The organism is Lujinxingia litoralis, assembly GCF_003260125.1.
Taxonomy (GTDB): Bacteria; Myxococcota_A; Bradymonadia; order Bradymonadales; family Bradymonadaceae; genus Lujinxingia; species Lujinxingia litoralis.
Window position 1 is genome coordinate 387,014 of the sequence record NZ_QHKO01000001.1, and the last position, 22,762, is coordinate 409,775.

The window sequence follows — 22,762 nt, forward strand, 5'->3', positions numbered from 1 at the left end:
CCCATGAACGAATTGCGCGTCTTGATCATCGACGATGAAGAGAGCATCCGACACATGCTCTCGATGACCTTGCGCAAAGAAGGTTGCTCGTTGCGTGCGGTCGACAACGGCGAAGATGGCCTTAAAGAACTCATCGCCAACACCTACGATCTGGTCTTATGCGATGTGCGCATGCCCAAACTCGGCGGGCTGGAGCTGCTCGACGAGCTCAAGGCGCGAAACATCGACGCCACGGTCATTATGATGAGCGCATTCGGCAGCCGAGAGTTGGCGATTGAAGCGCTCAAACGCGGCGCCTACGACTACATCGACAAGCCCTTTACCCGTGACGAAATCGTGCTCACGCTGGCCAAGGCCGCTGAGCGCCTGCGTCTGCGCGCCGAGAACCGGGCGCTGCGCGCCCGGGTCTCCCGGCGTCAGGGGCTAGACCGCCTCATCGGCCAGTCCGACCCCATGCAGGCGATCTTTGCCACCCTGGAGCGGGTGGCCTCCTTTAAGTCCACGGTGCTCATCACCGGCGAATCAGGCACGGGCAAGGAGCTGGCCGCGCGGGCCATTCATGAGCTCTCTCCACGCCGCCCGGGACCTTTTGTGGCTATCAACTGTGGGGCCATCCCCGAAGCCCTGCTCGAAAGTGAGCTCTTCGGCCATGTGCGCGGCGCGTTCACCGATGCGACCACCGATCACGACGGGCTCTTTCAGGCGGCCAGCGGCGGCACGCTCTTTCTCGATGAAATCGCCGAGCTTCCGCTGGCTCTCCAGGTCAAATTGCTGCGGGTGCTTCAGGAGGGCGAGGTCCGTCGGGTAGGCGATACGACCAGCCGGCCGGTCGACGTGCGCATCGTCGCGGCCACGCTCCACGACCTCAAAAAACGCGTGGACGAGGGCCTTTTTCGAGAAGACCTCTACTACCGCATCCACGTGATTGCGTTGGAGCTCCCGACCTTGCGTCAACGTCCGGGCGACATCCCGCTGCTGGTACGCCATTTCATCGAGGAGCAAAACCAACGCCAGGGCACCGCCATCGAGGGCGTGCACGACGAGGCTCTGGAGGTGCTGACGCGCTACAGCTGGCCCGGCAATGTGCGGGAGCTCCACAACGTGATCGAGCGCGGGGTGGTCCTCTGCGCCGGCGCGCGCCTCGCCATCGACGATCTTCCGGCACATCTTCGTCAGGCTCAGACGCCACTGCAGCAGGTGCTCGCCGAGGATGAACTCTCCATCAAGAAGCTCTCCGCCAGACTGGAGCGTGAGCTGATCATCCGGGCGCTAAAACGCACCGAGGGCAACCGCAGTGCGGCTGCGCGGCTGCTTGAGATCAGCCACCGCGCCCTGCTCTACAAACTCAAAGACTACGCCATCGAGGCCTGAGCCCTCCGGCGGCGCCCCCCGGCTCGCTTTAACTCAGGCGATAGAGCTTAAAGCCAAAGTCGGGCCGCGAAAAACGCATACCCAGGTGCGCGTCGAGCACAAAGGCCCCCAGGTTGAACTCGCCAGGCGCCTGCGCCCCCAGATCGCTCTCGGCGATCCCCTCCATCGCCCGGGCAAAGGCGCTTGCCCGCGCCTCCTCATCCAACGCGTCCATCCGCGCTTCGATCGCGTCCTGGTAGTGGCGCGTGTACATCTCCAGAAAGATTCCCCCGATCGTCTCGGCACTTCCCAACGTGCGGCGGTAGATCTCGGGCATCAAGCGCTCAGCCTCCACCTGGCACACGTCACGTGAGAAGTTAAAGAAGTCATCCAGGTAGCCCTCCAGGCCGGTATCACCCACGGCGCGCAGCACAAAGTAGGCCGCCTTCAGCTGCAAGATCAGATGATCGCGGGCCATCGGCTTGACCAGGTGATCCTGGAGCAGGTCCTGCAACGGGCGCGGCCCTCGCCCGACGACCGGACGCCAGCGCCGCGGCGGCACCAGGCCCAGCAGGTAGTTCGCGCCGCCGGGGAGCTCGCTGCCCCTGGCGAGTTCACGCCAGGGTGCCACTTCATCGGGCTCCCGGGTGTACAGATGCATCGTCAGGCCGGCCCGAGTGCGCAGCTCTTCGAAGATCTGCGGGGCTTTGGCCCGCGCATCAAGCGCCAGGCCGCGGAACCCACCGCGAAGCTCCTCCACCGTCGTGCTCTGCAGCGGCTGGCGACGATGAATGCCCATGCGCAGGATCATATCTTCATAGAAGATCTGACGGTCGTTGGAGATCCGCGTCTCCGGGTTGGCCGGGAACAGACGCAGGAGCAATTTCACCTGCCCGAAGTTGCCGTCGGCGAACTTCTGCTCCACCAGCCTGGCCAGGGGCTCGACGCGCTGCTCCACCCCCTGGGTCTGAGCCAGAAGCTGGGTCCAGAGGTCCGCGGCCACCAGCAGCTCGGCCACCGAGAGTTGCTGGGGCACCGGGAGGCGATCATTATCCAGAAGCACCGCCAGCAACACGCGTGCCCCGTGCAAGAGCTCCGGATCATGGAGCGACACCGGCCACTGTGCAGCAGCCCCACGCAGCGGTGGGGGCTCAAATTCCGCGGTATCGTCCAGAGCGCTGACAAAGCCGGCCGGCGCCGCCTCCCCATCATCCTCAACGCTTAACGTGCCCTCGCTCTCCAGCGCAGCGCTCTCTTCCTTCAGTACGACCTCGCCGACCACCGAGCTCTCATCGAGCGTCTCAAAGGTCTCGGCGGCCTCCTCTTCCACGGCGGCCTCGGCGACCACCGAGCTCTCATCGAGCGTCTCAAAGGCATCCGAATCTTCATCGAGCACCCTTTCCGCACCAGGAACCGGAGGCAGCGGCGGCTCGGAGCGCGGACCGGCGCCCGGTGGAGGCGGCGGCGAATGCACCGGGGTATGGGCGTCGCGAAGCGCTCCCTCCAGGGGCATAAAACGCTCGGGGAACATCTCGGCAAGCGTCGCCGCCGCGAGCTCCAGGACCGGGTCGCTGTCGGGATACTCGCCCAGACGCCTGGCCAGGGTCGGGCGCACCAGTTCCAGCAAGAAATCCAGGTAGGATCGCCCCGGGGGGGCTTCGCTCATCGCCTGCAGATGCGGGTGATCGATGTCCCTGGCGGGGTCGCCGGTGGTACGAAATCGTTTGAAGAGTTGCTTCAGCATTGCCATCCCCATCCCGGGCAAGGGGTTGAGCCGAGGTGAACTCTCGGCTGCAAAGCGCGAGCGCCAGATGACGCCAGCCGACCAGAGCACGCGAGCAATCGCGTCGCTCCCAGGACAGGGCTCAGAGCCAACTTCGACCTGCGAGACACCCCCGAAAAATCCCACAATCAGGGGGCGCGGTGCAAGAGCTTTCCAGCCGATCAGCGCTCGTCAGAATAGGCATGTCCTTCGCCGGTGATCTGACGTACGTACACGTCAAAATCAAAGCGCGGAGAATGCTCATCGACATGGCAGGTCGCGCAGGCCTCGGCGGTGGGTTTTCGGAGAATATGCTGGGGAGTCCCGCTGGCATCCAGGGGCTGCATCCGGTGGTTGGAACCCGGACCGTGGCAGCTCTCACAGCCCACGTTGTTCAGATCTTTGGTGTAGGTCTGACCGGCGAGTTCGGCCTCGTAGGTGATCTTGCCCAGCACGCTGCCACCGGGCTGCTCCCAGCCGACCACGTGACAGCCGATGCAACTCTGGTCAAAGGCCTTGTCACGCTCCTCCAACGTGGCCACTGCCCCGGCGTGCGCAGTCCCCTCCCAGAACGCGTGCGCCTCCACGTGGCAGGTGGCGCATTGAGCCGTGCCGATGTAAAAGGCCTGCCCTTCTTCCACCGGGGGCACCTCGCGTTCGACCTTCGCGTTGAGCTCGGCCAGGTTGGCGTTGTAGTCCTCGCGCGCCTTCTTAATGGCATCATCCAGCCGGTAGCCTGGCTGCATGTCGACGGCCTCGAAGATAAAAGCGCGACCCTGTTCGGGCACGTCAAAGCCTTCACGCTCCAGACGGCTGAGCTCATCTTTCAGCCCTTGAACCCGCTCGCTGAGACGCGTGCGCAGGGGTGTCTCCTCGCCGCCGGTGCGCACGTCGAGCAGGCGCAGGTTTCCTTCGACGTGCTCCATCTGGGTGCGCAACGCCGCGCGCGCCTCGCTGCTGGCCGCCCGGGCATCGACAAAGGCCCCTTCGTCACCGGCGCCATAGAGCTTGAGACGCCCCACATAGCGCCCCTGGTCGTAAGCCTCCAGCAGGTAGGTATCGGCATCAAGTGCCACCGCGTCGACCCGCTCCTCGGGGTTGTGCCCCCGGATCACAAAATCGACCCCGGCCTGCGCTGCCAGCTCCTCGGCACGCTCGGCCGAGCCCTGATAGACCAGCACGCGAGCGTCCACCTCCGGATCCAGTCCCTCGAGCACACGGCGCAGCGCAGCGGCATCGTCGCTGGCCTCCACTCCCGCGATCTCATCGACCAGCGCGGGCTGGGTCAGCCCGACAAAGGCCACGGTCCAGTCCCCCAGATCTGCAACATCGCTGGCCTGGAGCGCCTGCCCCTTAAGCGTGAGGTTGGCCGAGAGCGGCGTCATCCCGGCGGCTTCCATCATCTCTCGGTAGACGTCCACCCCCAGCGCCAGATCTCGGGGCCCGGGCACCGAGAAACGGGTGCCCATCTTGCGGTGGGCCGCCGCCAGCACCGCCGCCTTGGCGCGCTCCTGCGGCTCCATATGCGCCTCGATCGTCTCGTGCTCAAAGAGCCAGTCGCCGGCGTCGATCATCAGCGCCTGCGGGTGCAGCTTTTTCGCTTCATCCACAAAGGCAGTGATCCGGTCGATGCCCCCCAACAGGATGTCGGCGGTGCATCCACAGGGCTCGGTGTAGCCGTCGAGCCCGGCGGTAAAGTAGATCGCCGGCGCTTCCGGCCCCAGATCTTGAGGCTTGAGCAGCTCCGCCGGCGCCTCCTTCTCGGTGATCGTCTCCTCCTCCGGCACTGGCGAGGCGGCCTGAGTATCCGTCTCCGCCGCCGGCGAGGTATCGCGCTCACAGGCGCCCAGCGCCAGGGTCATCACCAGAAGCGTCAGACCCAGCGAGCCGCCGCGCCATTGAAGATTCATCATCGCCATCATCGTTCCAGAAGTCGGGGCAGGTTACGTTGTTCCCAGGCCATCGCCTCGGCGTAGCGCGGAAAGCGCTCCTCCATCTCGCGAAAGCTGCGGGTGTGCACCACGCGTCGGTTCGCCAGTTGCCGGGGAGGAAAGAGCGCGTGCAGCAGCTCATGATACACCACAAACTCGACAAAATAATCCGGCACCCAGGCCTGATCGAGCACCGGATGGATGCGAATCAAGCGCCGATCGAAGTCAAAACTCCCAAACCGGATGGAGCGACGGCCCCGCCCGTAACGGCCCCAGGTGATCACGATATCGTTGAGCGCTTCGACCGGAAAACGCGCGCGCCAGCGATCGAGCATCGCCTGCAGATCATGATGCTCCCCCAGGGCCTGGAGGCGTTCCTCATCGACGTCGAATCGAATCGTATCGCGATTCTGTGCGATGTAGGCCCGGATGCAGGCGCGGGCGGCTTCGACCCCGGGCGCGCGTTGAGCCAGGGTGGCCAGCGCGTCGACCACCTCCGACGCACACCCCACAAACATATGATGCGCCCGAATTTCAATGCGCTGGCCCACGCGCCGGGCGCTGACCATCCGCCGGCGGTTGTCGGTTAAGATGAGGACGACCGCGCCCAGGCGCTCCTCCATCGCCCGATGAAGCGCCTGGGCCTCGGGCACAGACAGACGCAGGCCGGCGGGCAGCTCGCCAAGCACGAGCTGCCCGTGGCGCGGGCGCGGTCCTTTCTTATCCTTCCACAGGTTCTGCTGAGACATCCTTGTACTCGCGGGGCCGGCGGCGGGGGGAAATCAGGCGTTGCTCGAGGCGGCCAGCGCTTCCAACTCGGCCAGGCCCTTCTCCAACGTGGCCTGCTCCTCTTCGTATGCCGCGAGCTTCTGCCGTTCCTTGGCCACGATCGCCTCCGGCGCCTTCGCCACGAACTTCTCGTTCCCGAGCTTTTTGGAGACGAAGGCAATATCGTCTCGCACCCGCTCAAGCTCTTTGGTCAGGCGGGCACGCTCTTCATCGATGTCGATCAGTCCGGCCAGCGGGATGCGAATATCCACGCCGGCGGCCACCGCGGTGGCCGCGCCGCTGAGCGCATCGCCCTTCTCGCGTCCCACCACACTGACGCGCTCGACCTTGGCCTGACGCTGAATGTAGGCCGCGCCGGCCTCAATGATCGCGGCCTGAGCGGCGTCTTCGGTCACGAAGAACGCCTCCTCAATGGTCTGGCTCGGCTTGACGTTGGTCTCTCCACGGATAGTGCGAATCGCGGTGATGAGCTCAATGAGCGTCTCCATCGCTTCGCGCTCCCCGGCAAAACTCAACGCCGGGCGCACCGTCGGCCAGCTGGCGATCATCACGCTCTCCGGCGCATCTTCGCCGCGCGGGAGCGACTGCCAGATGTCCTCGGTGATGTAGGGCGCGATCGGGTGCATTAGACGCAAGATCGTGTCGAGCGTGTAGGTGAGCACGCCCTGGGTGGCGCGCCGCTGACCGGCGAGTTCCGGCGCATCCACATAAAGCGTGGGCTTGATAAGCTCGATGTACCAGTCGCAGAAGGCATGCCAGACAAAGTGGTAGAGTTCCTGAGCAGCCTCGTTAAAGCGGAACCCTTCCATGGCCGACTGCACCGTGGCCACGGTGTCGTTGAGACGAGCCAGAATCCACTTATCGGCCGTGGAGATGGCCTCGACGTCAAAGGGCAGCGCATCCGACTCGCTCTGGTAGGTGGCGTAAGGCGCGGCCTCAAAGTCTTTGAGGTTCATCAGGCCGAAGCGTGCACCGTTCCACAGCTTGTTCAAGAAGGCCCGGTAGCCTTCGATGCGCTTGATGTCGAGTTTCACATCGCGGCCCTGAGCGGCATAAATCGCCAGGGTGTAGCGCAGCGCATCGGCGCCCTGGGCGTCGACGCCCTCGGGATACTGACGCAGCAACTCGGCGTGGATGTTCGGATCGAGGTCTTCGGCCTGGGCCCCGTAGATCATATGCAGGGGGTCGATGACGTTGCCGGCAGTCTTCGACATCTTGCGCCCGGCGGCGTCGCGCACCATCGCGTGCAAGAAGACCTTCTCAAAGGGCACCTCACCCATGAAGTGAATGCCCATCATCATCATGCGGGCTACCCAGAAGAAGAGGATATCGAAGCCGGTCTCCAGCACCTGCGTGGTGTAGAACTTCTCAAGCTCCGGGGTCTTCTCCGGCCAGCCCAGCGTGGAGAAGGGCCACAGCGCGCTGGAGAACCAGGTATCGAGTACGTCTTCATCGCGCTTGATATGGGTGCTGCCGCAGGCGCTACACTCGGTGGGGTCTTCGCGGGTGACGATGACCTCGTCGCACTCCTGGCAGTACCAGGCCGGAATCTGGTGGCCCCACCACAGCTGGCGGCTGATGCACCAGTCGCGAATGTTGTACATGAAGTGGTCGTAGGTCTTCTTCCAGACCTCGGGGATGATCTCGGTCTGCCCGCTCTCCACGGCTTCAATCGCCGGGTCAGCCAGCGGCTTGCCCTTCACAAACCACTGCAGCATCGGGAGCGGTTCGACGATCACGCCGGTGCGCTCGCTGCGGCCGGGCGCAAAGGGGCGGTCCTCGATCTTCTCCAGCAGCCCCAGCTCCTCAAAGCGCGCGATCACGAGCTTACGCGCCTCATAGCGGTCCAGCCCGACAAAGGCCTCAGGAGCCGGCGCGATCATCTTCGCGTCGAACCCGATCACCTGGATCAACTCCAGATTGTGACGCTTGCCGCACTCAAAGTCATTGGGGTCGTGGGCCGGGGTGACCTTCACCGCGCCGGTGCCCTTCTCGGGATCGGGCAGCTCGGTATCGGCAATGATCGGGATCTGGCGCCCCACGATGGGCAGATCGATCATCTTGCCGATCATGTCTTTGTAACGCTCATCCTCCGGGTGCACCGCCACCGCGGTGTCGCCCAGCATGGTCTCGGGGCGAGTCGTCCCCACCACGATCTCGCCGGAGCCGTCGGCCAGCGGGTAGCGCATGTACCAGAACTTGCCGGCTTCCTCCTCGCGATCGACCTCCAGGTCGGAGAGCACCGTTTGACCGACCGGATCCCAGTCGACCATACGCTCCGCGCGGTAGATCAGCCCCTCCTCATAGAGCGTGACAAAGGCCTCCCGCACCGCGCGACTCAGCCCCTCATCCAGCGTGAAGCGCTCCCGCTCCCAATCACAGGAGGCCCCCAGATGCTTGAGCTGATCGATGATGCGTCCACCGTGCTCGCGCTTCCACTCCCAGACCCGCTCAATGAAGGCCTCCCGGCCCAGCTCATGGCGGTCCGTCCCCTCGGCCGCCAGCTGGCGCTCCACCATCACCTGGGTGGCGATGCCGGCGTGATCGGTGCCCGGAAGCCAGAGCGCTTCGTAGCCGTCCATGCGCTTCCAGCGGATCAACATATCCTGAAGCGTCACAAAGAGCGCGTGGCCCATGTGCAGGCTACCGGTGACATTGGGCGGGGGGATCATGATCGTGTAGGGCGGCTTCTCGCTGTTGGCGTCTGCCTTAAAGAATCCCTTCTCGGTCCAGAACTCGTACCAGTTGGATTCCACCCGTGTCGGATCGTAGATCTCATCGACTTTCATGAAGCGCACTCACTGTGTTTAAGACGTCGGTATCATCGTCGAGCAACTTTTAGCCCCTCCTTCTTAATCGCAGCCCGGGCCGCCAGCAAGGCGCAAGGCAGCCCGGAACTCCGCAGGAATGGGGCGCAGACATAAAAAAAGAGCCCGGGGCGATAAAGTCCCGGGCTCTTAAAAAAGGTGCCTCAGCGGGGCGATGCGCTCACTCTTCGCTGAGCAGGCGCTCCAGCTCCATGCGCACCTGGCGGGTGACCCGTTCGGTGAGCTGGGCATCAAGCGATTGCTGAATCTTATCATCGCTATGCTGCAGAAGTTTCGGGAGCACCTTCTGCTGGAAGACCTCGCCCATCACGTTGCGCAGCAGACCGGGGAGCTCATCTCGCACCGCGTTTTTGACTTCCTCGCGGATGAAGTTTTCGATCTCGGCGCGTCCCATCGGCAGCACACTGGCTCCGGAACCTCCGGCAGCGCCCCCGGGCATCGGGGTATTGGCCAGGGGCTGGCGCGACGAGGCGTTGATGTCCGGCGTGGCGATCCGCGGTTGGCTTCCCGAGGGGATGCGCGGCTGGCTGCCCGAAGGCGTACGCGGAGGCGTCGACGAGGGGATGCGCGGCTGGCTGCCCACGGCCGGTTGCGGACGCATCGGCGGCATTGGCGTGGCATCGCCCGCCGAGCCGAACACTCCGGCACCGGCCGGCCGCACCGGCGGAGCCTGCGGCGGCATCGCCTGGCGCGGAGGAGCCGGGATCGCTCCGGGCTCCCGCACGACCTGCTCGATGGCCTTGATCAGGTCATCGGTTTTAAAGGGCTTCATCACCACCTCAGAAGCACCGCAATCGCGGGCCATCTGAGCGTCGAAGCTCTTGTAGCCGCCTCCCAGCATGATCACCGGAATGGCACTGGTGGCCGTATTATTCTTGAGCGCGCGGCAGACGTCGTAACCGCTACCGTCAGGCATGTAGTAGTCGAGCAAGATCACCGAGGGGCGCTGCTGAGCCGCCTCCACAGCTTCGCGCGCGCTGCCGACACCCACGACCTCATAGGTCGAGGCTTTAAGCGCCATCTGGACCACTTTGCGGATCGTGCGGCTGTCATCGGCGACGAGGACCGTCTGGCTCATGCAAACTCCTTCCAGAACGCTGAAAACTCGCGGACTTTCGCCCGGACGAGTCTCTTTCTTACTACGGTCGTGTAAGGGACGCCAGTAAAGAGCTGTGGCCTCCCGTACTTTTGGGGGCTATGGTCTGAACGCCGCCGCCGGGCGGCGAGGCGACGACCCGGAAAGGTACAGGGGAGCGTCAACTGAGAGAATCGGTATCATGTGCCGACAACGGGGGTCAAGGCGGCCCCCTCCCCCGAGCGCGACCACCGGCGCCACGGGAACGCCCCTTCGCACCCGACACCGACAATCGGGCTTGCCTGGTGCGCGCGCCGGGGTCATCATAGCCCCCTTGACTTCCGGGGGCGCACCTTGCCCCCTCGACCGAATCGCCTGGTCTGCGATGACTCCCCCTCAAGCTCTGAGTCCCGGCACCCTACTGGCGAGCCGTTACATCATCGAGACACGCCTCGGTGCCGGCGGTTATGGCGAGGTGTATGCCGCCCGCGACAACCAGGCCGGCGGCATGGTCGCCGTGAAGATCCTGCATCATGAGGCCGCGGCCAACGATCCGCGCGCCGTCGAACGGATGCGCCAGGAAGCCGAGTTTTTGCGCGCCATCGATCACCCGCACATCGTCCGGGTCTTCGATGTGGGCGTGGCGGTACCCTATGGGGAGTACCTGGTCATGGAACGCGTCGAGGGTATGGGCCTGGACGCGCTCATCGCCGACCAGGCCCCCCTGCCCGACACGCAGGTGCTGCGCATCGGCGCCCAGCTCTTAAGCGCGCTCGATGCGGCTCATCACATGGGCATTTTGCACCGCGACTTAAAGCCCGAAAACATCCTCATCAGCACCGATCCCGAGGGCCAGGAACACGTCAAACTGGTGGATTTCGGCATCGCTAAAGCGTCGACCTCGCTGAACGCGGAGACCGACGAGGGCGTCACGCTGGTCAAGACCCGCGTCAACAGCTTTGTGGGCACCTCCCGCTATGCCGCCCCCGAGATGATCGTGGGCGATCCCCTCGAGCCCAGCGCAGACCTCTTCTGCGTGGGGCTGGTGCTCTACGAAGCACTCACCGGCCAGGGCTTGATCAAGGGCACCACGCGCGCAGAACTGATGCACGAGCTGGTGTTCCCCCGCCCCTTCGACCTCTCAGCGGTCCCCGAAATCTGGCGCCCCTGGCTTGATAAGGCCCTGGAGAAATCCCCCTCCCGGCGTTTTCAAACGACGCAGGAAGCCCTCGACGCGCTGGCCAGCCAGGTGGGCGACATCGCGCCCCTGGTTCCTGCCCTGACATCGGGCGTGCCGCAGGACGACGCCGACGCCCCCACCCGCTCAATGGAGGCGCCGGCCGCCGCTCTCTTTCGCGAGGATGCACTCCCCCGGGCCGGCGCCGCTTCCCCTGGCGAGCCCCTGGCAGAGCCGGCCCCCTCACTCGACCCCCTGGAGATTGCCGAGACCAGCCAGTGGGAGTCGCTCGACATTGATTACGACGTACTGAGAGCCCGTCGCCAGCAAGCCGCGCTCGCCAGTGGACCGCTGCGCCCCGCATCCTCGGAGCCTTCTCCCCGAGCCCCCGGGCGACGCGCGAAGTTCGGCGCGCTCGCCTTTATTGCGGTGGCAATTCTGACCTTTTTATGTGTGCTCGCGCTCTTTTTCGTGCTGAGTTCGGGAGGCCCCCGGTGAAGCTTGCGCTGATCTCGACCAATCGCAACCTCTACTCCACCCGACGCCTGTGGGAGGCCGCTCGTAAAGACGGTCACGATGTGCGCTTTCTGCATCCGCGCCGCTGCACCACCGGCGTCGATCTTAAAGGCACCGTGCTCAGCACCGAGGGCCTGCGCATGGAAGGCTTCGACGCGGTGGTCCCGCGCTTTGGCGCCTCCCAGACCCGCGCCGGGCTCGTAGTCCTGGATCTGCTGCAGTCGCGGGGCGTCGTAACGCTCAACTCCAGTTCGGCGATCGAGCGCTGCCGCGACAAACTCCGCTCCATCCAGCACCTGGCGCTGGCCGGCCTCCCGGTCCCACCGACGGTGAGCATCTACAACTCCGAGCGTCTGGAAGAGATCGTCGACACCCTGGGGGGCGTGCCGGTGATCTTAAAACTCATCAGCGGCTCTCATGGCGTGGGCGTGATCCGTTGCGACACCCTGGAGACGCTGCGCTCCACCCTGGAGACGCTCTGGTCACTGGGAGAAGAGGTGCTCCTGCAACGCTACATCGGTGAGAGCCGTGGTCGCGATCTTCGCATCTTTGTGGTGGCCGGCGAAGTGGTCGGCGCCATGGAGCGCAGCGCAGCGCCGGGCGACTTTCGGGCCAACCTGCACCGGGGAGGCACCGCTCAGGCCATTGACTTAAGTGACGAGCTGCGCGACATCGCCCTTGGTGCCGCCGAAGCCCTCGGGCTCGGGATGGCCGGCGTCGATATCCTGCTCAGCGCCGAAGGTCCGCTGATCATCGAGGTCAACGCCTCGCCAGGGCTCGAAGGCATCGAGGGCGCCACCGGCAAAAACATCGCTCGCAAGATCATCCGCGCGACCCTCGCGCTGACCCGCACCTGACCCTTCCCGCATCACCCTCGCTCATCGAGATCCTCATGCCTCAACTCCCCACTCGCCAGCTCGCCATGCTCCTGCTTCTGGCGCTCCCCGCGCTGAGCACCGCCTGCAAAAACGCTCGCCGGGCCCCCTCTCTCACCGAGGACCAGGTGGCCGAATACACCCGCGACCAGCCCGAGGTCTTTGTGCCCCGTGGCGGCGCCATTGGCTTCGATCAGTTTGAAACTCTGCACCTGGGAATGGAGCAGGCCCCGGCCATGGCCGAACTCGAGCGCATCTGCGGAAAGCTGGAGGTCTTCGAGGGCGGCTGGCGCCACAAAGAGGCGTCCTTCCACGGGTGCGTCATTGAGAATGACGACGGCACCCAGACGGTGATTCGCGGAGGCTTCTGGCCCTTTAACGACAACCGCCTCTCCACGCTGGAGTTGAAGTCACGCAACCTCGGCGCCGGTCTGGTCCGTGCGCGCTTTATGCAGGTCGCCGGCCCCCTGACCGAAGACCTCCCCCGTCGCGGCACGCTGATGATGGCCTCGGAGCGATACCGTCTCTTTGCCAACTGGGACGAGGGCGGCCAGGGGCCTACTCACCTGACCATCGGCTACGAGCCCACCCTCTTCGAATAAGCCCGCGGCCCTGGCCGAACACTCAGCCCGGCGCCTCAACCCACGCCGATGGCGCGCAGGCCCCACTCTGCCAGTGAGCCGGCGCCCGACATGACCAGCGCGGCCCCTAACGCCCAGCCGAAGCTGTCGATCGTGACCTTGTCGGTGATCCCGTCGACGATCTTTAGAATGATCGCGTTGATGATCCAGCGGGTGATAAAGGCCAGCAGTACCGCCAGTCCCAGGGTGCCGATGGCGAAGATCGTGAAGAAGAGCCACCCCAACAAAAAGTTGAGGACACCGAAGAGCGCCGCGACAAAGATCGCGCTCCCAAAGCCTTTGATTCGAAAGCCGGGCAAGAGCAACGCGGTAACCCACACCGCGATCGTCAGGACCAGCCAGGAGAGTAAGATGCCCATCGCAAACCTCCGCAACTACGAGTACGTGGCCTGAATCGCGACTCGAATATCCGACATACTCGAAAGCGCTCAGGTGAGGCAAAGATGCCCACCCGAGCGCTCGCTTCAAGCCCTCTCCCGCGCCCCCCCGGCGCCTCACCGCCTTACTCCGGAGCCGATCCCACGGTCTCAATGGTGTAGCGGTAGCCCTGCTCGGTCAAAAAGAGCTGGCGCTTGTTAGCGTACTCCTGCTCGGTGGTGTCGCGGGTGACGACCGAGTAGAAATGGGCCTCGTTGTTGCCCTCTTTCGGCCTCAGTACTCGCCCCAGCCGCTGGGCCTCCTCCTGACGACTGCCAAAGGTGCCGGAGACCTGAATGGCCACGCTGGCGTCGGGCAGGTCGACGGCGAAGTTGGCCACCTTACTCACCACCAGCACCGGCACCTCCCCCTTGCGGAACTGCTCGTAGAGCACCTCGCGCTGGGGCTGCGGGGTACGCCCGGTGATGATCGGGGCATCCAGGCGCTCGCTGATCTGATCGAGCTGATCGAGGTACTGCCCGATGATCAAGGTCTGCTCGCCACGGTGCTTCTCCAGCAACGTATCGAGCACCTTGAGCTTGGCCGGATTGGTCGCGGCGATCTTGTACTTCTGACGCTGCTCGGCCAGCGCGTACGCCATGCGCAGGTCATCATCCTCAAACTCCACCCGCACCTCGGCACACTCGGCCGTGGCGATAAAGCCCTTCTTCTCGAGCACCCGCCAGGGCACATCGTACTTCTTGGGGCCGATCAGGCTGAAGACCTCTTCCTCTTTGCCGTCTTCGCGCACCAGCGTGGCGGTCAGCCCCAGCCGGCGGCGGCTCTGCAGGTTGGCCACCGCCCGAAACACCGGCGCCGGCAAGAGGTGAACCTCATCGTAGACGATCAATCCCCAGTTGGCCTGATTGAACACCTCGAAGTGCACAAAATCACTATTCTTATTCCGACGGTAGGTCAGCAGCTGGTAGGTCGTGATCGTGATGGGCTTGATCTCTTTAACCTCGCCAGAATACTCCCCGACCAGCTCCGGATCGATGTCGGTCTTATCGATGATCTCATCACGCCACTGGCGCAACGCCGTGATGTTCGTCGTCAGAATCAGCGTCTGCGCCTGAACCGCCGCCATCGCCCCCAGCGCCACAATCGTCTTGCCGGCGCCACAGGGAAGCACGATCGCCCCGGAGCCGCCTTTGACCGTACCACCGGCCCAGAACGCCCCGACCGCCTCGCGCTGATAGTCGCGCAGCCCGAAGGCCTTGCCTCCCACCGTCGTCTCGCGGAGCGCCACTTCCAGCGGCTCGCCCTCCACGTAGCCCGCCAGGTCTTCGACCGGGTAGCCCACCCGGATCAGCGCGTGCTTGATCACGCCACGCTGATCTTTGACCACCCGAAAACGCGTCGGACTCACGCGCCCCAGCAAATAGGGCTTGACCGTGCGCTGGCGACTGATCTCTTCCAGAAGCGCATCGTCCTCGCTCTCCAGAAAGAGTTCATCGTCTTCGCCCACCAGCTTCAGCCGCCCGTAGCGACTCATGAAGTCGTCGATGTCGGCCAACAGGTTCGAGGGCAACGGGTACTTGCTGTACTCGGCCAACTTCCCCTTAATATGCTCTGGCTCGTAACCCAGCGCGGCGGCGTTCCACAGCGAGAGCGGCGACACCCGGTAGGTGTGAATATGCTCCGGCGACTTGACGAGCTCGGCGAAGATCGAAAGCGCGTCACGGGCCGCTTCGAACTTCTCGTTGGCCGTCTCCAGAAGCACGGTGCGGTCGGATTGAACGATGAGTGGATTATTCGGATCGTACGACATAGACCGTCGGGGCAGAGAGCGGATGAACGAACTGGGAAATCTTGCGGTCGGGCGCGTGGTTTTGCTCCTGAACGCGGCCAGAAAACACCGGCCCAGGGCATCCGGGCGCCGAGCAACTTAGGCACCGGGCGCACTTTGCACAACCGCCAAACGAACCGAACGCTCCCCGGGGACATTCCCCGCCCTCCCCTGACCTGAGCGCCCCCCACACCACGGGCTTTTTTGATGATCAACCCGCTGAAATCCATCGAGGTCAACCGCTACCGCCTCTGGCACCCCCGGGTAAGCCCGGCGCAGAGCGGGTTTCGGATCGCCCAGATCAGCGACATCCACCTGGGGCGCTGGGTCAAGCCCCGCCATATGGCCCAGGTCGTGGACTACGTAAACCGCCAGGCCCCCCACCTGGTCGCCCTCACCGGCGACTACGTCGGCTACAGCCGCCACGACCTGATGCCCGCCGTCGAGGTCCTGGCCGGCCTGAACTCCCCCACCTACGCGGTGCTGGGTAACCACGATCACTGGACCTGCACCGACACCGCCCACCAGGCCTTCTCGCGCTTTGAGATCCCGCTGCTCACCAATGAGAACCGCCTCATCGAGAGCGCGATGGGGCCGATTGAGGTGGTCGGGGTCGACGATCACGTCACCAAAAAATCCGACGTGGACCAGGCCTTCAACGCCCTGCAGGGAGACGCCTTCTGCCTGGTGCTTAACCACGTGCCCTCGCTGGCCCCGGAGCTGGCGCTACGCGGCGCCAACCTGATCTTGAGCGGGCACACCCACGGCTACCAGTTCAACATTCCCGGGCTCACCCATCGCATCGCTCACGGGATGGGCGCGCGCTATCACGTGGGGGCGTACTACCTGGACGGCGCCTACCTTTACATCAACCGCGGGCTGGGCTCGGCGTCATGGCCCTGGCGCATCGGGGCCGCCCCGGAGCTCACCTTCTTTGAGCTGGCCCCGGGCTCCCGACCGCGCCTGGAGCTGTTGACCACCGAGACGATGGGCGTCAACCACCGATGACCTCAAAGAGGGCCTCGGCGCGCGGATCGACGCTGCGGTCGACCACCGCCTGAGCCCGCAGACTCCAGGTGGCGCCGTCTTCGCTGAGTACGGCGTCTTCGGGGATCTGCACCTCGATCGGGATCACGAACTCATGGCCGCCGGGAAGCGCGGTGTTATGGGCAACCTCGGCGCGCTGATCATAGTCCTGCCACTTCCCCTCGCGCTGAACCTGACCACGCAGGCTGATGGCCACATGCGTGAGCTCGCGCTCCCCGGACTCCGGCGAGCGCACCCGGGCCTGGGCGTGAATCACTGCCCCGGGGCGCACCTGGGCCTCCTCGACTTCGAGCAAAAACTCCAGGTCACTGCCCGTGATCTTATTGAGCCGGGTCCCCAGAAAGCGCAGCGTCTCGCTGAGTTTGATCTTTGCCACCTTACATCTCCTGCGCCGAGAGGGCGCGCTATCTACACGCCGAAATCCATGAACATCATCCTCCCGCTGTGTTAGCACAGCGTCGACGGCGCTTCCAGACCCGGCGTTCGCTCCCCGGCCCACCCGTGCCCCGGCCGCCCTCAGGGCGTAGGGCCTTCGTAGTCGCGGTTGACTCGAAAGGTGACCCGGGCCCCGGGGCCCAGCTCCAGGCGCACGCCCTGGTCCATCATCCCGTGGCAATCGAACTCATCGAGATCGATGGCCGCATCAAAACGATCAAACTCACAGCGATAGCGCCCCGGCGGCATCACCAGGCGTGCAGTCCCCTTTTGCAGACGCACGACCAGCAGACTGGGGCGATTGGCCACGATCACATCGACGGTCCCCTCCCCCAGGTCCAGCTCGATATGATCGGCGCTCAGATGCTTGCCCACCACCTGCCCTCGGCCCACCCGGGCCCGCACTTCTCCGGCCAGATGGTAGAGCCCCAGGTGCCCCTCTTCCATCTCCACCGCCACGCGACTCTGCTCGGGAAGTGAGAGGTCGTAGCGCGCCCGACACCCCCCGGCCGACGCACAACTCGCCACGACCTCCACGCGATCCCCACTCTGGTGCTCCTCCAGGCGAGCGAACTCCTCGCGCGGACTGCTCCAGCGATCGAGGACCAGCCCCTTGCTCTGGTCGGAACCAAAGACGTGAACCTCGTCGCGCTCCACCTTCACCTGAACCTCGGAGACCGCACTCTCAAAGACGCGCCGATCCACCTCCTCCAGCTCCTCGCTGCACCCCAGCCCAATCACGACCCCCGCACACACCAGTCCCCACAACGCCCACCCTTGCGCTCCTCGCATGACCTCCCCCCGACACTCGATGAAAATCCACCAACTCGCCGCTGCCGGCCCCTTCGCTTCCCATATCTCCCTGTAAAATGTGCGCCCCGCCCGCCAAAAAACCACCCTTTGCGCCGGTCTCCCCGCGCTCCCCTGCGACGCCCCCCAGAGCCCGCGCCTCAAAGCCCCCGCAAGCGCGGCCCGGAGAGGTTGCCAGCCCCTGACCGGCTCACTATAGTGCGCGCGAGCGGCGCCCGGCTGATTTTGGCGCGTCTCCCCACCTCCTCTCCCCTCCCCACAGCGAGTCATTCCCATGCCCAAGCATCGCACTACGAAGTTTGTTTTTATTACCGGTGGCGTCCTCTCCAGCCTCGGCAAAGGCATCACCGCCGCGGGCCTGGGAGCGCTGATGGAGAACCGGGGCCTGCGCGTCAGCTTCATCAAGCTCGATCCTTACATCAACGTCGACCCCGGCACGATGAACCCCTTCCAGCATGGCGAGGTCTTTGTCACCGACGACGGCGCCGAGACCGACCTGGATCTGGGGCACTATGAGCGCTTCACCACCACGCGCATGACTCGCGCCAACAACTTCACCACCGGCCAGGTCTACGACTCGGTCATCAGCAAAGAGCGGCGCGGCGAGTACCTGGGAGCCACCGTCCAGGTCATCCCGCACATCACCGACGAGATCAAAGCCCGGGTGATCGATGCCTCCGAGGACTGCGATCTGATGTTTGTGGAGGTCGGCGGCACCGTGGGCGACATCGAATCGCTGCCATTTTTGGAGGCCATCCGCCAGCTGGGCATCGAGCTGGGACGGGAGAACGCGGTCTTTCTGCACGTGACCCTGGTCCCCTACCTCCCGGCGGCCGACGAGGTGAAGACCAAGCCCACCCAACACTCGGTCAAGCAGCTGCGTGAGATCGGCATCCAGCCCGACTTTTTGGTCTGCCGCTCCGACCGCGATCTGCCGCGGGACATCAAGCGCAAGATCGCGCTCTTCTGCAACGTGCCCACCGAGCGCGTGGTCACCGCCCGCGACGCCCGCTCGATCTACGAGATCCCGGTGCTCCTGGCCGAACAGGGCATCGATCACGAGCTGGCCACCGCGCTCAACATCTGGTCGCGCGGCACCGACCTGACCGAGTGGCGCAAGATCGTCGACCGCATCCACAACCCTCGCCATGAAGTTACCGTGGGCATCGTCGGCAAGTACGTCGACCTGACCGACAGCTACAAATCGCTCAACGAGGCGCTCTTCCACGCCGGCATCGCCAACGAGGTTCGGGTCAACCTGAAGTTCATCGACTCCGAAGATCTGGAGCAGCTGGAAGCCGAACATCTGCTGGGCGACTGCGACGGCATCCTGGTCCCGGGCGGCTTCGGCAAGCGCGGCACCGAGGGCAAGATCCGCGCGGCGCGCTACGCCCGCGAAAACGACGTGCCCTACTTCGGGATCTGCCTGGGGATGCAGCTGGCAGTGGTGGAGTTCGCCCGCAACGTCGCCGGCCTCAAAGACGCCAACAGCGCCGAGTTCAACCCGGAGAGCAGCGCGCCGGTCATCGCCCTGATGGCCGACCAGGAAGCGATCAAGACCAAGGGCGCCACCATGCGCCTGGGCGCCTACGACTGTGTGCTTGCCGACGATAGCCGGGCGGCCCGCATCTATGGCAACACCCTGATCAGCGAGCGTCACCGCCACCGCTACGAGGTGAACAACGCGTTTCGCGCCCCGCTGGAGGAGGCCGGCCTGGTGTTCAGCGGCACCTCCCCCGACGGCGTGCTCGTGGAGATGATCGAAATCCCCGAACTGCGCTGGTTCATCGGCTGCCAGGCGCACCCCGAGTTTAAGAGCCGCCCGGGCCACGCCCACCCCCTCTTCGCGAGCTACATCTCGGCCTGCATGGATCTGATGCACGCCCGCGCCGGCTCCGACGTTCAGGCCAGCGCCGAATAACCCCGGGGGGGGGCATCACCGCCCCTCTCAGCAGGCCTTACGCATCGCCGGCTTCGATCCAGACGAAGTCGGCGATGTTCTTTTCTTGAAGGTAGCGCAGCCGACGATACTCGTCCTGGCCGGCGTCCTCCTCCCCGACCGCGCTCACCGGAATCACCACCGGGACCGCCGCCGGTTCGCCGGCCGCGGTCATCCGCCGCTCAATGCGCGGGGGGATGCCAAAGCCGCGCTCGGCGTGACCGCGCCCCACCAGAAGCACCATCTGCGCAAGTTCGGGGCTGGCGAGCATCACCTCGACGGCGCGCGCGGCCATCGTCTCATCCCAGAGCACCTGAGCGGCGAAAAAACGATCGAGCGCCTGCGTATCATCGCCCATCCCGTGTGCGGCAAAGATCGCCTGCAACCAGGCCCGGTACTCCGCATCGCTCAAATCGAGCTCGGGCAGCCCCCGGCGCTCCTCCTCGCTGAGCGCCTCCAGCCCGCCTCGCCCCACCCGGCGCACCAGCTCGCGGGGGGCATTGAGCCCCACCACCGGCTGGGCGTACTCCCGGGCCGTGCGCCACATCGGGGCGTACATCTCCCAGTCCATCCCCCAGCGCTCCTCCCACCCGACGCCTTCGAGCATCGCCGCCTCGTCCTGGGAGCCCTCCAGATAGGCGTCGAGCGCGCTCTGAAAGCGCGCCTCCACCATCTCCACTCCCAGCGCCACCTGGCCCGGCCGCTGCGCGCTCAGGCCGGCGTAGAGACGGCGCTGAACCTCATGGTGCCAGTCATCGTCATGGGATTCCCCGGCCACCACAAAGCGCGCACCGGAGAGCTCGGCCACAAGCTCCGCCTCACTGAGCTGCCGACCGGTGGCAACCTCCCAGATGCCCGGCCCCAGCAGCTCTCCCGGGGCCTCGGTGCCGGGTGTAGGCGCCCGGGTCGCGCCCGAGGGCGAGGCACAGGCTCCCTGCACCAAGAGCACCATCATCAGCACCACAACACCTTCCCAACCGAGCCTCTTCAGCACGCTCCACTCCCTGGCAACAGCCCCTTAAAAGACGAGCCCCACCCCACATCCCGCACCGACGCATCAGCGCGCGAGCTTCGGAGGGTCATCGCCCGAACGAATAAAACTGAGCTCATCGAGCACCACGATCGGGTCGCCGCGAAACATCGCCACTTCTCCCTCCACGTAGACAAACTCGCGTTTCTCGAAGTCGCCCTTTTTCATGTCCCCGAATTTGACCGGTCCCGGAGCCTGGATCATCAGCTCCTCGCGGTAGCGATGCGAGAGGTAGAGTTTAGGCGGACGTCCCCGTGGCGAGTAGCGATCGACGGCCCCAAAGACCACCACCCGCTCCCCCGTACGCTGGCGCAGCCGGCCCATGGCATCGTCAGTGCCCAGCTCGACCACGTGGGGGTGATCGGCCAGGCGCTCCCGAAAGAGCCCGATCTGGCGGGCCCGCGGAGCCCACTCCTCAAAGCGTTGCGGGTAGTCATCGTAGCCGCGTTGCCCCGGCTTCCAGATGCCTCGCCCGGCAGCCTGCGCCTGACGTTGAGCCTCCTCAAAGGCCTCGTGATAAGGATCGCAGCGCCCGTACTCCGTGGCGTAAGGCGACCACCCGGCGCGTACCGCTTCCACATTGTAGTTGAGCCAGTCGCCCCCGGGCTCCCGCACCCAGACGTAGCCCAGGTGACGCCCGAAAAAGCCCCGGGTGTGCACCTCCGAGGCGTACTCGACAAAGACCTCGTCGCGCCCCGCAAAGAACTCTCGGGCCCACTCCTTAGCCTGGTTCCCCACAAAGGTGCCGTAGCTGCGGGTAAAACGCCCCTGCCCCTTGCGCTCGCGCTGGTACGACTCCCAGTCAGCCTGGGCCCGCTGAAGCTCCTCGCCACGGAGCACCTCCTCGGTGTCCAGGCACAAGAGACGTACGCTCTCATCAAAACCGACCAGGCGCAGGGTGTCGCCATCAACCACCCCGTTCTTCCGAAGCTCGGCGGCCTGCGGCGTCCTCCGGGGCGCCACTGGCGAGCTCGCCGGCGCCGACGACGTTGGCGCGGGGAGCTCCAGCAGCCTGCCAACCTGCTCCAGCGCATCACAGGCACTCAGCGCGCAACAAAGCGCGGCGAGCACGGCGGCCCACCCGGGACGCATCAAGGCGGTGAGTTGCATCGATGTACTCCTGAGCCTGATTCTCATCCCGGGGGGCCCCCGCCGGCGTCACCGGGATTACTCTTCCGGCTGCACCAGCTTGCCAAAGCGCCCACCGATGGCCAGATAGAAGCCCCCATCACTCAACCAGAACGAGTCGAGCTCTTCGCCCCGCTGGATCTCCAGGTCGAGGGTCTCCGAGCGCGGGTTGTATACGTGCCACTGGTTGAAGCCGGCGCGCAGGTAGACCGCGCTGTAGGCATCGGGGAAGTGACGGCTGACCTCAAAGAAGGGACGCAGCACGGTGAGCGAGGTGTCCATCTCATGCTCGCCGACCGAGAGCTGCTGCCCACCGAACATCGCGCTCAGCCCCACGGCCATCTCCCAGGTGCGGTTCCCCACGGCGTAGGCCGGCTCCAGGCCCACATACCAGGAGCTCACCGAAGGATCGCCCTGGTAGTTGAACGCTGCCCCACCGAGCACCGAGACGCGCAAGTTGCGCACGACCATCGCCTCGATGGCCAGGTCGATGTGCTGGGCCACGTTGCCGTCGATGAGTTCCTGGTTGTTCGGCGCAAGCACGTAGTCGTTTAAGCGCTCATAATCGGTGAAGAAGAGCCCCAGCTCCAGACGACCGCCCACGGTCGTCTCGAAAGGACCGTCGAAGTCGACGTCCTCATCGTCCTCGCTCACGCCCAGAAGTTTATCGGCCTCGGCGAAGGGGTCCTCTTTTTCCTCATCTTCCTCTTCAGCGTCAGCTTCCGCCTGCTCGTCGTCGGTGGCTTCTTCTTCAGCGTCGGCTTCCGCCTGCTCGTCTTCGGTGGCTTCTTCTTCAGCGTCGGCTTCCGCCTGCTCGTCTTCGATGGCTTCTTCGTCGGCCTCTTCTTCGCCATCTTCAGCGTCGGCGTCCGCCTGATCGCCTTCCGTGGCGGCGTCTTCGGAGCTCTCCTCCTGAGCCAGCTCGGTGCTCTCCGGCGAGTTCTCCCCGGCCGAAGCATCCTCCTGAGCGACCGCCGGCGCCGCGCTCGCGACCAGCGCCAGCATCAACGCCACCAGCAAGCCATTGTATGTATACCCTCGCGTCATCATCCTTCTCCCGAAAAAAAATCGTCTCGCGGTACCATCCAGAGCTACCCACAACTACAGCGAAATGGCCGCTCCTCAAAACAGTTTCTCCATGAGAGCCCTCTCATAGCCCCAACGTATGAGCAAGGCGGCGCCGCCTTGTGGGCCTGCCGACGATCGACGATACTTGTGAATAC

General features: G+C 64.9%; 18 protein-coding genes. 6 read left to right on the plus strand and 12 right to left on the minus strand.

Annotated features, from left to right (window positions below; genetic code table 11):
• Window positions 1-3 precede the first annotated feature (3 nt).
• Window positions 4-1,371, plus strand: coding sequence for a sigma-54-dependent transcriptional regulator (locus tag DL240_RS01615; RefSeq protein WP_111728105.1), 1,368 nt, complete (start codon window positions 4-6; stop codon window positions 1,369-1,371).
• 28 nt (window positions 1,372-1,399) lie between these two features.
• Here DL240_RS01615 and DL240_RS01620 read toward each other — a convergent pair whose 3' ends face one another.
• From DL240_RS01620 to DL240_RS01640, 5 genes are all read right to left on the minus strand, one after another.
• A complete protein-coding gene (locus DL240_RS01620; protein ID WP_146618040.1) occupies window positions 1,400-3,100 on the minus strand; it encodes a hypothetical protein in 1,701 nt (566 codons plus the stop codon).
• Window positions 3,101-3,294: 194 nt separating this feature from the next.
• On the minus strand, window positions 3,295-5,022 hold the full coding sequence (locus DL240_RS01625) for a multiheme c-type cytochrome (RefSeq protein WP_158542279.1): 1,728 nt from the start codon (window positions 5,020-5,022) through the stop codon (window positions 3,295-3,297).
• 8 nt (window positions 5,023-5,030) lie between these two features.
• The gene (locus DL240_RS01630; protein WP_111728108.1) at window positions 5,031-5,792 is read right to left on the minus strand and encodes a M48 family metallopeptidase; all 762 of its coding nucleotides are present in this window, start codon (window positions 5,790-5,792) and stop codon (window positions 5,031-5,033) included.
• A gap of 33 nt (window positions 5,793-5,825) precedes the next feature.
• Window positions 5,826-8,621: a valine--tRNA ligase gene (locus tag DL240_RS01635; protein WP_199589698.1), complete on the minus strand. Its 2,796-nt coding sequence runs from the start codon at window positions 8,619-8,621 to the stop codon at window positions 5,826-5,828.
• Between the two features lie 199 nt (window positions 8,622-8,820).
• Window positions 8,821-9,738 carry a response regulator gene (locus tag DL240_RS01640; RefSeq protein ID WP_111728110.1) on the minus strand — a complete coding sequence of 306 codons (918 nt, stop codon included), beginning with the start codon at window positions 9,736-9,738 and terminating at the stop codon, window positions 8,821-8,823.
• A 382-nt stretch (window positions 9,739-10,120) separates the two neighbouring features.
• Here DL240_RS01640 and DL240_RS01645 point away from each other — a divergent pair, with 382 nt between their 5' ends.
• The 3 genes from DL240_RS01645 to DL240_RS01655 are packed head-to-tail and all read left to right on the plus strand — an operon-like array spanning window position 10,121 to window position 12,905.
• On the plus strand, window positions 10,121-11,410 hold the full coding sequence (locus tag DL240_RS01645) for a serine/threonine-protein kinase (protein WP_158542280.1): 1,290 nt from the start codon (window positions 10,121-10,123) through the stop codon (window positions 11,408-11,410).
• Window positions 11,407-12,285 (plus strand): ATP-grasp domain-containing protein, encoded by an 879-nt coding sequence (locus DL240_RS01650; RefSeq protein ID WP_158542281.1) that lies wholly within the window; start codon window positions 11,407-11,409, stop codon window positions 12,283-12,285. The genes DL240_RS01645 and DL240_RS01650 overlap by 4 nt, the downstream gene beginning before the upstream one ends.
• A 35-nt stretch (window positions 12,286-12,320) precedes the next feature.
• Window positions 12,321-12,905, plus strand: a complete 585-nt coding sequence (locus DL240_RS01655) for a hypothetical protein (protein ID WP_111728113.1) — start codon at window positions 12,321-12,323, stop codon at window positions 12,903-12,905.
• Window positions 12,906-12,940: 35 nt separating this feature from the next.
• Here the strand turns inward: DL240_RS01655 and DL240_RS01660 are convergent, their stop codons facing one another.
• Together DL240_RS01660 and DL240_RS01665 are read right to left on the minus strand one after the other, a co-directional pair.
• The gene (locus DL240_RS01660; RefSeq protein WP_111728114.1) at window positions 12,941-13,303 is read right to left on the minus strand and encodes a phage holin family protein; all 363 of its coding nucleotides are present in this window, start codon (window positions 13,301-13,303) and stop codon (window positions 12,941-12,943) included.
• A 143-nt stretch (window positions 13,304-13,446) separates the two neighbouring features.
• The gene (locus DL240_RS01665; RefSeq protein ID WP_111728115.1) at window positions 13,447-15,132 is read right to left on the minus strand and encodes a DNA repair helicase XPB; all 1,686 of its coding nucleotides are present in this window, start codon (window positions 15,130-15,132) and stop codon (window positions 13,447-13,449) included.
• Between the two features lie 225 nt (window positions 15,133-15,357).
• Between DL240_RS01665 and DL240_RS01670 the strand changes: the two genes are divergently transcribed.
• Entirely contained in the window at window positions 15,358-16,158 is an 801-nt protein-coding gene (locus DL240_RS01670) for a metallophosphoesterase (RefSeq protein ID WP_111728116.1), read from the plus strand.
• Here the strand turns inward: DL240_RS01670 and DL240_RS19875 are convergent.
• Window positions 16,145-16,573, minus strand: coding sequence for a sporulation protein (locus tag DL240_RS19875; protein ID WP_158542282.1), 429 nt, complete (start codon window positions 16,571-16,573; stop codon window positions 16,145-16,147). The genes DL240_RS01670 and DL240_RS19875 overlap by 14 nt on opposite strands.
• Window positions 16,574-16,713: 140 nt before the next feature.
• Window positions 16,714-17,424: a hypothetical protein gene (locus DL240_RS01680; RefSeq protein WP_146618041.1), complete on the minus strand. Its 711-nt coding sequence runs from the start codon at window positions 17,422-17,424 to the stop codon at window positions 16,714-16,716.
• Between the two features lie 292 nt (window positions 17,425-17,716).
• Here DL240_RS01680 and pyrG point away from each other — a divergent pair, with 292 nt between their 5' ends.
• Window positions 17,717-19,363, plus strand: coding sequence for a CTP synthase (gene pyrG / locus DL240_RS01685; protein WP_111728119.1), 1,647 nt, complete (start codon window positions 17,717-17,719; stop codon window positions 19,361-19,363).
• Window positions 19,364-19,400: 37 nt separating this feature from the next.
• Here pyrG and DL240_RS01690 read toward each other — a convergent pair whose 3' ends face one another.
• The 3 genes from DL240_RS01690 to DL240_RS01700 all read right to left on the minus strand — a co-directional run bounded on the left by DL240_RS01690 (window position 19,401) and on the right by DL240_RS01700 (window position 22,586).
• Window positions 19,401-20,375, minus strand: coding sequence for a ChaN family lipoprotein (locus DL240_RS01690; RefSeq protein ID WP_111728120.1), 975 nt, complete (start codon window positions 20,373-20,375; stop codon window positions 19,401-19,403).
• A 63-nt stretch (window positions 20,376-20,438) separates the two neighbouring features.
• The gene (locus DL240_RS01695) at window positions 20,439-21,521 is read right to left on the minus strand and encodes a thermonuclease family protein (RefSeq protein WP_158542283.1); all 1,083 of its coding nucleotides are present in this window, start codon (window positions 21,519-21,521) and stop codon (window positions 20,439-20,441) included.
• 57 nt (window positions 21,522-21,578) lie between these two features.
• A complete protein-coding gene (locus DL240_RS01700; protein ID WP_111728122.1) occupies window positions 21,579-22,586 on the minus strand; it encodes a hypothetical protein in 1,008 nt (335 codons plus the stop codon).
• Window positions 22,587-22,762 lie beyond the last annotated feature (176 nt).

Bases quoted from the DNA above. Each gene is read 5' to 3' on its own strand.
- DL240_RS01615 (WP_111728105.1), top strand. From the start codon at position 4: ATGAACGAATTGCGCGTCTTGATCATCGACGATGAAGAGAGCATCCGA.
- DL240_RS01620 (WP_146618040.1), bottom strand. From the start codon at position 3,100: ATGGCAATGCTGAAGCAACTCTTCAAACGATTTCGTACCACCGGCGAC.
- DL240_RS01625 (WP_158542279.1), bottom strand. From the start codon at position 5,022: ATGAATCTTCAATGGCGCGGCGGCTCGCTGGGTCTGACGCTTCTGGTG.
- DL240_RS01630 (WP_111728108.1), bottom strand. From the start codon at position 5,792: ATGTCTCAGCAGAACCTGTGGAAGGATAAGAAAGGACCGCGCCCGCGC.
- DL240_RS01635 (WP_199589698.1), bottom strand. From the start codon at position 8,621: ATGAAAGTCGATGAGATCTACGATCCGACACGGGTGGAATCCAACTGG.
- DL240_RS01640 (WP_111728110.1), bottom strand. From the start codon at position 9,738: ATGAGCCAGACGGTCCTCGTCGCCGATGACAGCCGCACGATCCGCAAA.
- DL240_RS01645 (WP_158542280.1), top strand. From the start codon at position 10,121: ATGACTCCCCCTCAAGCTCTGAGTCCCGGCACCCTACTGGCGAGCCGT.
- DL240_RS01655 (WP_111728113.1), top strand. From the start codon at position 12,321: ATGCCTCAACTCCCCACTCGCCAGCTCGCCATGCTCCTGCTTCTGGCG.
- DL240_RS01660 (WP_111728114.1), bottom strand. From the start codon at position 13,303: ATGGGCATCTTACTCTCCTGGCTGGTCCTGACGATCGCGGTGTGGGTT.
- DL240_RS01665 (WP_111728115.1), bottom strand. From the start codon at position 15,132: ATGTCGTACGATCCGAATAATCCACTCATCGTTCAATCCGACCGCACC.
- DL240_RS01670 (WP_111728116.1), top strand. From the start codon at position 15,358: ATGATCAACCCGCTGAAATCCATCGAGGTCAACCGCTACCGCCTCTGG.
- DL240_RS01680 (WP_146618041.1), bottom strand. From the start codon at position 17,424: ATGCGAGGAGCGCAAGGGTGGGCGTTGTGGGGACTGGTGTGTGCGGGG.
- pyrG (WP_111728119.1), top strand. From the start codon at position 17,717: ATGCCCAAGCATCGCACTACGAAGTTTGTTTTTATTACCGGTGGCGTC.
- DL240_RS01695 (WP_158542283.1), bottom strand. From the start codon at position 21,521: ATGCAACTCACCGCCTTGATGCGTCCCGGGTGGGCCGCCGTGCTCGCC.
- DL240_RS01700 (WP_111728122.1), bottom strand. From the start codon at position 22,586: ATGACGCGAGGGTATACATACAATGGCTTGCTGGTGGCGTTGATGCTG.